At 41.5% G+C, this 12,440-nt stretch carries 12 protein-coding genes; 4 read left to right on the plus strand and 8 right to left on the minus strand.

What is annotated here, in order from left to right:
* Positions 1 to 41: 41 nt before the first annotated feature.
* The 3 genes from U5K72_19980 to U5K72_19990 form a co-directional block, all read right to left on the minus strand.
* On the minus strand, positions 42 to 1,139 hold the full coding sequence (locus U5K72_19980) for an efflux RND transporter periplasmic adaptor subunit (GenBank protein MDZ7721111.1): 1,098 nt from the start codon (positions 1,137 to 1,139) through the stop codon (positions 42 to 44).
* Between the two features lie 19 nt (positions 1,140 to 1,158).
* Positions 1,159 to 2,523 (minus strand): TolC family protein, encoded by a 1,365-nt coding sequence (locus U5K72_19985; protein MDZ7721112.1) that lies wholly within the window; start codon positions 2,521 to 2,523, stop codon positions 1,159 to 1,161.
* Positions 2,524 to 3,063: 540 nt separating this feature from the next.
* Positions 3,064 to 3,726: a metalloregulator ArsR/SmtB family transcription factor gene (locus tag U5K72_19990; protein ID MDZ7721113.1), complete on the minus strand. Its 663-nt coding sequence runs from the start codon at positions 3,724 to 3,726 to the stop codon at positions 3,064 to 3,066.
* Between the two features lie 323 nt (positions 3,727 to 4,049).
* Between U5K72_19990 and U5K72_19995 the strand changes: the two genes are divergently transcribed.
* A complete protein-coding gene (locus U5K72_19995) occupies positions 4,050 to 5,858 on the plus strand; it encodes a hypothetical protein (protein MDZ7721114.1) in 1,809 nt (602 codons plus the stop codon).
* 107 nt (positions 5,859 to 5,965) lie between these two features.
* Here U5K72_19995 and gdhA read toward each other — a convergent pair whose 3' ends face one another.
* From gdhA to U5K72_20020, 5 genes are all read right to left on the minus strand, one after another.
* On the minus strand, positions 5,966 to 7,414 hold the full coding sequence (gdhA, locus tag U5K72_20000) for an NADP-specific glutamate dehydrogenase (GenBank protein MDZ7721115.1): 1,449 nt from the start codon (positions 7,412 to 7,414) through the stop codon (positions 5,966 to 5,968).
* 247 nt (positions 7,415 to 7,661) lie between these two features.
* Positions 7,662 to 8,429: a DUF2249 domain-containing protein gene (locus U5K72_20005; protein MDZ7721116.1), complete on the minus strand. Its 768-nt coding sequence runs from the start codon at positions 8,427 to 8,429 to the stop codon at positions 7,662 to 7,664.
* A 52-nt stretch (positions 8,430 to 8,481) separates the two neighbouring features.
* Entirely contained in the window at positions 8,482 to 8,814 is a 333-nt protein-coding gene (locus U5K72_20010; protein ID MDZ7721117.1) for a hexameric tyrosine-coordinated heme protein, read from the minus strand.
* Between the two features lie 105 nt (positions 8,815 to 8,919).
* Positions 8,920 to 9,555, minus strand: a complete 636-nt coding sequence (locus U5K72_20015) for a DeoR family transcriptional regulator (GenBank protein ID MDZ7721118.1) — start codon at positions 9,553 to 9,555, stop codon at positions 8,920 to 8,922.
* A gap of 25 nt (positions 9,556 to 9,580) precedes the next feature.
* On the minus strand, positions 9,581 to 10,336 hold the full coding sequence (locus tag U5K72_20020; GenBank protein MDZ7721119.1) for a hypothetical protein: 756 nt from the start codon (positions 10,334 to 10,336) through the stop codon (positions 9,581 to 9,583).
* A gap of 147 nt (positions 10,337 to 10,483) precedes the next feature.
* Here U5K72_20020 and U5K72_20025 point away from each other — a divergent pair, with 147 nt between their 5' ends.
* The 3 genes from U5K72_20025 to U5K72_20035 all read left to right on the plus strand — a co-directional run bounded on the left by U5K72_20025 (position 10,484) and on the right by U5K72_20035 (position 12,410).
* A complete protein-coding gene (locus U5K72_20025; GenBank protein MDZ7721120.1) occupies positions 10,484 to 10,846 on the plus strand; it encodes a DUF3470 domain-containing protein in 363 nt (120 codons plus the stop codon).
* 145 nt (positions 10,847 to 10,991) lie between these two features.
* Positions 10,992 to 11,321: a metal-sulfur cluster assembly factor gene (locus U5K72_20030; GenBank protein MDZ7721121.1), complete on the plus strand. Its 330-nt coding sequence runs from the start codon at positions 10,992 to 10,994 to the stop codon at positions 11,319 to 11,321.
* Positions 11,322 to 11,324: 3 nt separating this feature from the next.
* Positions 11,325 to 12,410, plus strand: a complete 1,086-nt coding sequence (locus U5K72_20035) for a hypothetical protein (protein ID MDZ7721122.1) — start codon at positions 11,325 to 11,327, stop codon at positions 12,408 to 12,410.
* The last annotated feature ends 30 nt before the right edge of the window (positions 12,411 to 12,440 follow it).

Raw genomic sequence — 12,440 nt, forward strand, 5'->3', positions numbered from 1 at the left:
TCCTTTCAAATTTTTATTAAATATTCTTTGTCTTTATCTCTTTACCGAATACTCAGTAATTGCCCTTGCCGGATTGATTGATCTGCGACAGCTACATATTGCTCGCCCGTTTTCAATCCTGAAAGGATCTCAATTTCGTTTCCGGATGCCTGGCCGGTTCGTACCCAGCGCAGCACAGCTTTGTTAGCATCACTGAGAGTATAAACCCCGGTCAGCTGACCTCTTTTCACAATAGCTGTTTTAGGAATGAAGAGAGTTTCAGCTTGATCCAGGTTCATGCTAATCTGTGCAAACATGCCGGTTTTTAATTGTCCGGCGATTTCTGAATCTGTGATACGGGCTTCGATAGCAAACTGCCGGCTCATAGGATCTCCGGCATCACTAACACTGCTTAACGTGGCCGGTACATTTTGAATCCCTGCTGAAGCGACTGTTATATGGATCTCTTGTCCATTTTCAATCTGGCCAATCCATTTTTCAGGAACACTGGCTGTTATTTTTATGGTCGAAGGATCGGCAATGGCAATCAGCGGATGTCCGGGTGCGGCCATATCTCCTTCAGAGACAAATTTTCGAGCCACAATACCGTCAAAAGGTGCACGAATGGTCGTGTAGGCCAGCATTTCGTTTACTTCATTCAGGCGGGCTTCCAATGCTTCCATATTTGCCTTGGCTATCTCATACATTGTAGAGATGTCATCCAGCTCTTTGGAAGTGGCGCTTTCCTCCGCATACAGATTTTTGATGCGGTTGTAGTTCTTCTCCGTATTCTCAAGGTTGGCTTTGGCCTGAACCATGTTGGCTTCGAGCTGTGATTTTTGCGCCAGGATCTGATCGTCTTTGATCCGAACAAGCACATCGTCTTTTTTCACATTTTCACCCACGCTCACCGGAACCCCGGTAACGGTTCCCATAACAATAGTACTCAGGTTGGCCTGGTTATCACTTTCCACACGACCGGGAAATGTTTGTGCCTCAGCCGAAACAGAGGTTGAAGCGGTTTGAACCTGTACACTGAGGGCCTCTTCAGATGCAGATTGCTGATCTTCCTGGTTACAGCCTGAAAAGAGTGCCACCAGGAAAAAGAGGGATAAGATTCCCGAAATTGGTTTGATCCAAGTTTTATTTACGTAATTCATTGTTTGATCTGTTTAATCGTTAATTATTAAAGTCTTCTTCGAGCAGCATTTCCAAAGCGGCAATGCTCATATTGTATTTGTAGAGTGCCATCACATTTTTCAGCCTGGCTTCGGCCAGTTTGGTTTCAGCCTCAAGCAGGTCGGTAGTTTTTTCGAGCCCTTCCTCATACCGGTTTGTTCGTATTTCTACATTTTGAGAGGATTGCGATATTGACTCTTCCGTTAATTCCAGCTCTTTTGTGGCATGATTCAAAGACCGAACAGCCTCCCGCACTCGATTTTCCTGGTCTAACAGGTGCCTCTCCTGCATACTTTTGGCTTTCCTGTAATCTGCTTTCGCTTCCATCACTTTACCGGCCTTGCTGAATCCAGTGAATATATTCCAGCGGAGATTAGCTCCGATCATGTAGGAGGAGGCATCAAAATTGGCAAATTCGTTATCGTTAAATTCATAGCTTCCAAATAGATTCACAGATGGCAAAAAACTGAAGCCGGCCGATTTAACCATTTTTTGAGCAGCCGTTACCTGGTAATCAAAAGCCCTTGTTTGCGCATTGTTTACTTCAAAATCAGAGAGGTCTGCGGGGATTTGAGGTGCAGATACAAATTCTAAATCTTCCGTTGGGTTGATGGTGACTGCCCCATCCAGGCCAAGCATGAGAGCCAGCTCCTCCTGAACTTTTTCAATGTCATTTTTTGTCTGCAATACCCGGCTTTCCATGTCCAGTTCATATACCTTAGCAGCTAAATAATCCTCCCGGCTGAGGAGTCCCTGTTCAAAGTAGTTCTGGGCTTGGCGCCGGTGTTCTCCGGCAGTTTCAAGGGCGGTTTCAAGAACCTCTAATTGTCCCTTGTGTAAAACCAGGTTGTAATATTGCTGGCGAACCTGGTATCGGATGTAATTCCGGGTGCCATCCAACTGTTCGTTTGCCGAGTTCAGTTTGCTCTTAACGGCACCCCGCTGCATAATCATATCGGGATTGAACAGGGGCTGACGCACTTCAAATTTGGCGCTGTAATTTTCATAGAGATCCGGATCGTTTAGTAGTGCAGGGTTAAAATCCTGTTGAGAGACAACCTCCTGCTTTAGTTTGAATCCAAATACATTTAAAGGATCGTCAGTTGAGATGGCATTGTATTCAAACGATAGCTGCGGCAGAAAAACAGCATTGGTTTGCCGATACTGTGCTTTGGTTTTATCTACCTCATACCCGGCCTGCTCAATGGAAAAATTTTGTTCAAGGGCTATTTCAGTTGCTTCCTGGAGTGAAAGTGATAGCTTTTTTTCTTCTTCCAAATTTTGTTGGGCATACAAGTTAAAAGGCAATGTTAAAGCCCCTAACAGCAGATATACTCCTATTGCGTATAACTTTTCTTTATTCATGTTAATTTTCGATTCTTGATTTATCTATCTGATTAATTATTTAAACCTTACAGGGCTTTCCTTCTTTAAAGCCGAGATCGAATTGTCTGATAATTTTCCCTGCAAGGCACCAGCCTGTAAAGGTTGACTGCATCAAATTGAGGCCTACAAATAAGGTGAGCAGAAGCCAGTAAGGAGATACAAAATGCGCCAGTGTTAAACTTAACGTAACCATAAAGCCTGCAAAAAAACGTATTGTACGTGAGTATTTGTCCATAATTTTATATAGGTGATTGATTTAAATTTTTAATCCTAAGTGGTTTAATTCCCCGACCCTCTGGGTCGGAAAAAGACTAAATTCCCCCTTCGAAGGGGGAAAGCGAGCGGAGTGAGCTGGGGGATGACTATCTGCGTTTTGAATTGACAAAGTCTTGGTTCTGAAGCATAAATGATCATCCCCCATTGCCCCCTTCAAAGGGGGACACTTCACAATAAGTGCATAAATTGTTAAAAAAATTTGGATTATAAGTTGATACATCGTGGGCTTTGCCCCGAGGTAGTTCATTCTTTTTCGACAGGAAGATCTCTGGCTTCCCAATCGGGATAGCCGTTTTCAAGCCGAGAGGCCTGGAATCCTTTCTGATTTAGCATCTCCACGGCTTCATCGGCAAGCATGCAAAAAGGGCCTCTGCAATAAGCCACTATCTGTTTATTCTTGTCGAGATCCTTCATGTTTTTATTGAGCATATCTTTAGGAAAACAGATTGCATTGCGGATATGTCCTTTCTCATATTCTTCTTCAGGGCGTACATCAATGATCATGATCTCCTCATCCTCCATTTTCTCCATGAGATCATCAGTGGAGATCGTTTGCATACCTTCCATGTTATTTCTGAAGTCATCGATTAAATGGGCAATCTCTGCATTTTGTGAGATTGAAAGACGGCGAAGAGAACACCAGGTATTAAACACAAGACTATTCGCCAACTGATAGTAGCTGTATTTTCCTTTTCGTTCTGTGGCTACCAATTTGGCATTTTTCAATACCTGGAGATGCTGGGAGGCATTGGCTACAGACAGGTTAGTATGATCTGCAATATACTCAACAGAGCAACTGCCCTGGGCCAGCAGATCCAAAATTTCCAGGCGATTTGGATTTCCCAAAGCCTTGGTCACATCGCTCATCTCTTTGTAAAGTGATTTCTTAAAATTGTTTAGATCCATTGCTTTCATTATTTGGTTCGCATAATTATAAGGAGGTTCTTTCAAACATTCAATTAATCTATTGAATGTTTGAAAGTAAAATTGTTCTGTGCTTTAACTGTATAAAAAACAATCTATAAAGGGATTATTTACATCGGAAAAAAGGGTAATTATTTCTACTTAACAGTGATTTCTGTCGAAGTATTGAGCTTTGTAAAGGGTGAGTTGGAGCACGTATACCAGAAATTCAAAACAATCAGATCATTAAAAGTAGTAAGAGTATTTTATCTTAAATATTGTATATTGTTACTATCAAGTAAGAAATTCAAAGTAAGTTTATAAACATGTTCAAAAATCAGCATCTATTTCACATACCCGTCATGGGAACCGGCCACTCCATCGACACCCCGATTCGTGTCGCCCATCTGGGTATACATTCGGTTATTTCCATCGTAGATGACATGCTATGTGAGAAAATCAGGAAACATTACAGCAACGAGTTCAATCTGCCATATCAGAACATTCCACAAACCGCAGAAGATGGCCGGGCTAAACGAATTACAGCATATCTGAACACAGTAGCGGATATTGTAGAGGAGAAATTCGGGCAGGTAAGGGCGATGGATTTTTTTGAAGGCAGTGAAAAGGACCGCTATTTTATGATGCTGCCTGAGGAAAGTCCGCTACGAAAAACCTATGAATTTGTGTTGTCCCTGAAGGATGAAGAGAAAAGACAGGAGTATTATGAGGAGCTTACAACCCTGATGACACCGGGTTCCATTGATGTAAATATCATGGCGAAAGTAGATGCTCTCAGACTGGGTAAAGATGACAAACCGATGAGCAGCGAATTTAGTGATGCAAGTGCAGCCTTACGAGGATATGCCAACAGCAAGGTATCTTCTTCACTGGTGCTTTCAGCTGGATTTAATCCCAGGTTGTATGGTTATCTTTCGGAATTCAAAGATTTCTACAGGGACAAATCAGGAGAGATCAAAAAGAAAATAATTCTGAAAGTGAGTGATTTTCGCTCAGCCCTGATCCAGGGGAAATACCTGGCGAAAAAGGGATTAGAAGTAGCCGAATTCAGGATTGAGTCCGGATTGAATTGTGGGGGACATGCCTTCGTATCAGACGGATCTTTATTGCCGGTTTTACTGAATGAATTTCGTGAAAAACGAGACCAGCTGAAGGAGACTTTTCAGCCGATGGTCAAAAGTTTTTATGAATCACAAGGATGGCAGTATCCGGAACTGGCAGAAGAAGACATTACACCGAGAATAACTGTGCAGGGAGGAATTGGAAACCATGGTGAAATGCGCCGCTTGATTGAAGATTACGGGATGGACGCTACCGGCTGGGGAAGTCCATTCTTGCTGGTACCAGAAGCCACCTGCGTGGATGATTTTACATCTGATGTATTGGCTGGTGCCGGGGAGAAAGATCTTTATTTAAGCAATGTATCGCCATTAGGGGTCCCATTTAATAATGTACGGGGATCCGGTTCAGAGATCCATACCAGGAAATTAATTGAGAAAGGCAAACCGGGTTCCAAATGTCCGAAAGGATTTTTGGTTACCAATACGGAATTTACAGAAAACCCAATCTGTACAGCTTCATCTGAATACCAGCTTTTAAAAATTAACTCTATCCAAGAGAGTGATCTGCCAGATTCTGAAAAAGAGAATCAAAAAGAGAAGGTGGTGGAAAAAACCTGTCTCTGCACAAATCTTGGAGCCGGTTCTATGATCAGGCTTGGAATTATGAAACCATCTTATGGCCGTCAGTCGATCTGTCCCGGCCCGAATATTGCATGGTTCGACCGGGAGTATTCCCTGGATGAGATGGTGAATCATATTTACGGAAGAGGCAGATCTCTTGTGCCAAAAGAGCGCCCCCACATGTTTGCCAAAGAATTGGTGATGTATGTGGATTATATCAGTGAACTTTCGTTATTGACAGATCCCGAAGATTCGGAGTGGAAGAAACTGGTTCGGATGAGAAAAAACCTGGAAACAGGAATGGATCTCTGCCTGGAGATAGCCAACGGAAATTCCTATAAAGGCGAAAATCTCAACTCGTTAAAATCTACCGTGGAGGAACAGAGAAGAAGACTGGCGGATATTTTTGATGTCGAAATGGTAGAAGCCTGATTCACCGAGACTGGACTCTGTCTTTAAAGACAGTATAAGAATTACTTTGTGTGGGGAATGTATCGGGAAAATATCCTTTAAGGTATTTTCCCTCCTCTCTCCCCATTTTAAACAATTCCCTGTTGTATCATAGCATCAGCTACTTTTATGAAACCGGCCCGGTTAGCACCTTTCTTGTAATTCACATAACCAGATGTTTCCTCTAAGCCATGTTCTACACACTGTTCGTGAATATTCTGCATTATATTTTTTAAACGATTCTCCACTTCTTCCCGGCTCCATCGGGTAAAAGATCCGTTTTGCCCCATTTCCATTCCTGATACGGCCACACCTCCGGCATTTGCTGCCTTTCCGGGACCATACAAAATCATCTCATTGAGTAATCTGTGAATGGCACCGGGTCTGCAGGGTTTATTGGCACCTTCAGCTAAACAGATTAATCCGTTTTCCACTAATTTTTCTACATCTTTCTCATCTACTTCATTTTGAGTAGCACACGGCAGCGCAATTTGACATTCAACTATCCAGCTTTTTTTTCCTTTGTGGTACTCCACACCGTCAAAAGCTTCGGCATATTCTTTTATTCGTCCTCGTTTTTCGTTTTTCAACTTTTTAATAAAATTCAGTTTCTCCCTGTTTAGTCCGTTTGCATCATAAATCATTCCTGACGAATCGGATAAAGTAACTACTTTGGCACCAAACTCTATAGCTTTTTCAGCGGCAAACTGTGCTACATTTCCAGACCCGGATATAGTTACCCGTTTATTTTTGAACGAAGTTCCCCGGGTGTGCAGCATCTCCTGTACAAAATACACCAATCCATACCCGGTAGCTTCAGGTCGTAAATAGCTTCCACCCCAAGCCGGCTGCTTGCCAGTTAAGACTCCCGAAAACTCATTTTTCAATCGTTTGTACTGTCCAAATAAATAACCAATTTCTCGATTTCCCACACCAATATCGCCAGCCGGTACATCCGTTGCCGGGCCAATATGACGATATAACTCTGTCATAAACGATTGGCAAAAACGCATAACTTCTGAATCTGATTTTCCTTTAGGATCAAAATCGGATCCACCTTTAGCTCCGCCCATATTCAGAGTAGTTAAACTATTTTTGAAGATCTGTTCAAATCCTAAAAATTTCAGTGTATCCAGGTTAACCGTAGGATGAAACCGCAAACCACCTTTGTACGGGCCAATAGCCGAATTAAACTCTACACGATATCCCCGGTTTACGTGGACTCGCCCCTCATCATCCGTCCAGGGCACGCGAAAAATCAGAACCCGTTCTGGTTCAGTAATGCGCTCAGGAATGTTCAAGTTTTTATATGCAGGATTCTTTTCTATTAAATCCCATACTGAATCCATCACGTCTTTTACTACTTCATAAAATTCATTTTCAGAAGGATTTCGTCTTTCTAAGAAGCTTAAAAAAGTATCTAATTGTTTAATACTGGTTTTACTATTCCTGGTATTTTTTGGGAGCCCATTGTCGTGGCTATCAACCACTTGTTCAAAAGACTCTTTTTTAGTGTTTTTGGATCTTCTTTCAGGCATGGAATTGGTTTGTCAGATAAAGGAAATAAGAATGAGCTTTTAAATTTCGAATGAAATGTTAAACAAACATTTAAGAGATTGCCCCGGTTTATTTTAGATAGCAATGATAACAAAAAATTTGAATGATATTATGAGCTTTTCTTCCAGGTAAAATACACACTGCCCAAACTATCAATTTAAAACTATTTTAGTTGCGGTAATTGATGCAGATTCAAACTATAACCTATTACCTGTTTGTACCCAGGTTTTACTCAGACCCTTTGCTCTCCCTCTCCAGTTTTATCACTTTTACTTTCCATTCTTGTGGAAGAGTCATTAGATATTCCCATTTGAACGGTTCGCTATATTCTGCTTCCATCTGGTAATAAAGAGGTTTGGGATCGTGATCGTTGATAAACACAAACGCTTCGCCCGGCTTTAGCTCATTGAATGCCTCAAATACCATGTCATGTCTTTTGGCCGGAGGATAGGGACGAACATCAAACTTGTTAACTACGGTGATATCAGTTGAATCAATATCATTTTCGGCTTTTTTAGTGACGTGAATGATGATTTTATTTTTTTCCTTCTTTTTGATTTCCCAGGTGTGATCATCTTTAAATTTTTTTTGAAAGATTTGATGGATTTTATCCGGTTTTTCAGAAGCTCGGATTTCCATTTTGTCTCCCGGAAGCATCATCCCGTAGCGGTGAAAAATAGTATATTTCCAGTCTCCTGGATCGGTTTTACGCAGATCGATCAGTGTAGAGATTTTGCTGTCTTTATCAGCTTCCGAATCAGCTGTTCGTGTCACGCGAACCTTCCACTCTTCGGGATCGCGTTGAAGGTATTCCCAGTCAACAACGTCACCAAAAATGGATCGGAATTCATAAAAAAGTGGCTTCGGATCATGGTCATTAATAAATACGAAACTGTCTCCTGCCGGAAGATTTTTAAAAAGCTTAAGTAGTTTTTTATGGCGTTTTATTGGGATGAAAGAACGTACATCGAGTTCACGTTCTGTTATTTGATTCATTCTGAATTCATTTAAGTTTAAAAGAGTATTGTATCTTGTATTAGGCTAAAATTTAATTTTCGGACTCTTTATTATCCCGCCAATAATTATTTGCTGCTGCCACAGTCTGAAAATGAATGGCAATAACCTGTGAACTTGCAATGAGTGCGTCTGGGTCTTTTGAGTATACATCGCGAAGCATAAACAGGACTTCTTTATTAGGTTGTGTGGTTGTAACTCCTTTTCGGGCAAGCTGAACGGCTACCTGGAATCCCTCTTCAGGTGTTTGGGTTATCAGGCTGAGTTCGGTTTCATCCTTCTGCTCTGATTCCATTTCGGCCTGAGCGTATAAATTAGTAACTGACACCAGTAAAAAAATGGGTAAGAGTAATGATATTGTTTTCATAGTTTTTGATTTTTGTTAGCGGTTGGATGTAAAGTATTTCTACTTTAGAAACTCGTATCAAAAAACGGTTGATCGATCTTGTTTCTTTGTGATTATTTGTTTCTCTTAATTGTTGTTCGCAGCTATACAATACGTACATGAGGAGTCCCCATCAGCAATGTAGGAGGTGCGTTCCACATCTCCCTCAAATAGCCTTCCGTAAAAATCTGCTTCAAGCCGGCAGGGCAGGCGGGTCTCTTTGACGACCTCCTGGAACGGACAGTTGCATTCCCTGATATTGATTGTACTTTGTTCTTCATCAATTGTGTATTCCGGCATAAAACCCTCCTCTTCGAGCATTGTCGACAAAACATCCAATCGGCCTTGCCTGTCTTCGGGGGCATGTTCCTTCATCAGCCGGTCTGCTTTTTCATAGCGCTTGTCCCAAAATTCTTCAAAAAAATCCTCAATGGTAGACTCTTCCCCCTTCTTCTTCAGATAGGAGAGAAAATTCCGCATCAACGCAGATTCTCCAGACGGATACAAACGATGTCCTTGTTTCGTCAACTGGTACTGAAGGCTTGGCCTGCCGGGGCCGGATCGTTCATATTTTCGTTCGATATACCCATCCCGTTCAAGCTGTAAAAAATGTTCTCTTAGGGTTGTTTTTGCCAGTTCTAATTGATCGGTAACTTCATCAATAGAGAGAATCCCTTTTCTCTTCAACAGGTCTAAAATCTCTTTTTTTGATCCGGTAATCATAATTGCCACTCTGTTTTTCACCGATTTAACTGTTCTCAAGTTTAGTTTCAATTTTAGGAAGAAGTTTTTCCTGTTCAATTTTCAAGTGATCGCTTAACGTTCGGTGCAGGGATTGAAGCCGGTTGCAAAGTATTCGAAGCGTGGAACATGCACTCTCATCGAAATGGAAATCCCCGCTCATCTTTTTGATTCGTTGAAGTGATTTTTTCATCTGTTTGTGATCCTCTTTCACCACATCCATGGAGCGTTTCAGATTCTGTACATTGCCGTCTAACATCCGCTCTTTCTGTTTTTGCAACTCACCGGCAAGCGGATAAAATGTCTCCGTTTCAAATTTCTTATAGAATGAAAGGGTATTTATCAATTGAAATACATGCCATTCAGCTTCTTTTAGCCAGGGATATTGTATACCGTGAACCTGGCTTACACGTTTATAATTATTTTGAATTTGCGAGGAGAGATCTGAAACTGTGGAGAGACTTTCAGATGTTAAATATTCAGTTATTTCTGTGATGGATGTAAAATCGGGTAACTTCTTTTTCTGTTTGGATCCATTATTCTGAATTGCAGTATTCGATGATCGATTTTTTTTAATCCAATTCAATAGTTCAGCTTCATTCCATTGTTTTTCAAAACAGACCTGGCGCAGGGTTTTTTCTGTATCTACATTGGGGTTCAGGCCAATCGATTGTAAAAGTTGTGGGGTATCTTCATCGGCTGAGATAATTTGATTCAGTGTAGCTTCAGGTGACAGGTTTTTTAAAGTTGTTTCAGATTTCATAGCACTTAGTTTTTCAAGTAAACTCTTTCATTCACCCTTAAAGTTAATAGGTATCAAACAATAAAACAATAAAAACGGTTAATACCGATTTTAATATTGTTTTCGGTTCATGAGGTTTCTATCTTCAGGAAAGCATTAAAAAAATGATTGAGTGTAAAGGAGGAATCTCCAATGGCATATGTAGTAACCGAACCTTGCATTAAATGCAAATATACCAACTGTGCGGCCGTTTGCCCGGTGGATGCCTTCCGGGAAGGGCCGAATTTTCTGACAATCGATCCCTTCGATTGTATCGATTGTGATGCCTGTGTGCCCGAATGTCCCGTGGAGGCGATCTATCCTGATGATGAAGTACCCGAAGTGTGGGAGGATTATATCGATCTGAATGAAAAACTGGCTGAGGAGTGGGATGACCGTGTTATCAATGAAACGAAAGATCCTCTGCCTGAGGCTGACGAGTGGGCCGAAGTTGAAAACAAACATGAGCTCTTAGTTGAAGAATGGTCATAGAAAAACTCTTAGAATTAGAAGGAAATGTGTTAAGGAAATTGATGATAAATAGTTCCAAAAAAGTGCAAAAAGTACGCGATTAGCAGTCATAAATTTTCGGTAGGTAAAATATTTTTATTCTGAATAATTAAAGAGTTGCTTTAAAATGGATTCGATTGAAATCAACAGACAAGATATTGTACAAAAGCTTCGCGAAGTCATTGATCCGGAGCTGGGAGTGAATATCGTAGATCTTGGTCTTGTTTACGGCATATACCGGGAAGGGGATAAAATTGTGGTGGAATATACGGTTACAACACCGGGCTGCCCCATGCGGCGATACTTACAGCAAAAGGTGGAAAAAACTTTAAACAGGTTAGATGCTGTTGAAGATTTTGAAACACGACTGGTTTGGGAACCTGAGTGGTCTGTGGATATGATTGTTCCCGATGTCGAATTCTTTTCTGTTCCACCACCTCAACTTAATCAACAGTAAGCTTTGAAGAACTTTCAATTATCAAACAGAATCCTGGTTGTATTCCTGGTATTTGCCGGTATGGGTTTATTGACAGGTTTATATTCAGGGTTAGTAAGGTTGGGATTTTTAACGACCGTTGACCTTCAAATTCCCGGCGGGTTGCATGGCCCTTTAATGATAAACGCCTTTCTTGGAACTTTGATAAGCCTTGAACGTGCAGCTGCCCTTGAAAAGTTTTGGGCAATGGCCAGTCCTTTTTTGATGGCTGTTTCCGTAATTTTCATGCTTTTTGTGAATCTGACGTACGGAGCCTGGCTGTTTACAGCAGGTAGTTTTGCAGTTGTTACAGCCCTGTTATACGTTTGTTATCTGCAGCCCAAAATTTATCATTTTATCATGGCGATGGGTGGCCTGTCTCTTCTTATTGGCAACGGATTATTCCTGGCCGGATACCCCGTGTTTACAATCGTGATCTGGTGGATGGGGTTTCCCGTTCTGACCATTTTCGGCGAACGCCTGGAACTAAACCGCATCATGCGTCCTCCTAAAAAGGCGCGGCAGATATTTATTGGTTTTATTGTGATCTGGATTGCTGGTGCGATCCTGCTTCATACAAGCAGGGAATACGGATGGTATCTTCTTATGATTTCAACCCTGGCAACGGCTGTTTGGCTGTTGAAATACGATATTGCGCGCCAAACGATTCGGTCTGTGGAGTGGACAAAGTACAGTGCCTGGTGCTTGTTGAGCGGTTATGCATGGTTAATCGTAACAAGTATCACAGGCCTGGTGAGCGGATTTCCATATGCCGGTCCTATTTACGATGCCCTGCTGCACATGGTGTTTGTAGGGTTTGTATTTAGCATGATATTTGCACATGCATCGGTTATCATTCCCTCCCTTTCGGGAAAAATGGTACCGTGGAGCCGGTATTTTTATCTGCCCTTTTTTCTGCTCCATGGATCATTAATTTTACGGGTTGCGGGGGATTTTGCAGGCAACTTTTCCGTTCGGGCCATCGGTTCATGGATTAATGTAATTGCAATTTTACTTTTTCTCGGTGGTATTGTGTTCCGGCTTATCAGGGGCGAAGCTGAAAAAGAATAGATCTTTAAGTAGTAGGAGAAAAAAATTAAA

This window comes from Balneolaceae bacterium, assembly GCA_034521495.1.
Classification (GTDB): Bacteria; Bacteroidota; Rhodothermia; order Balneolales; family Balneolaceae; genus Rhodohalobacter.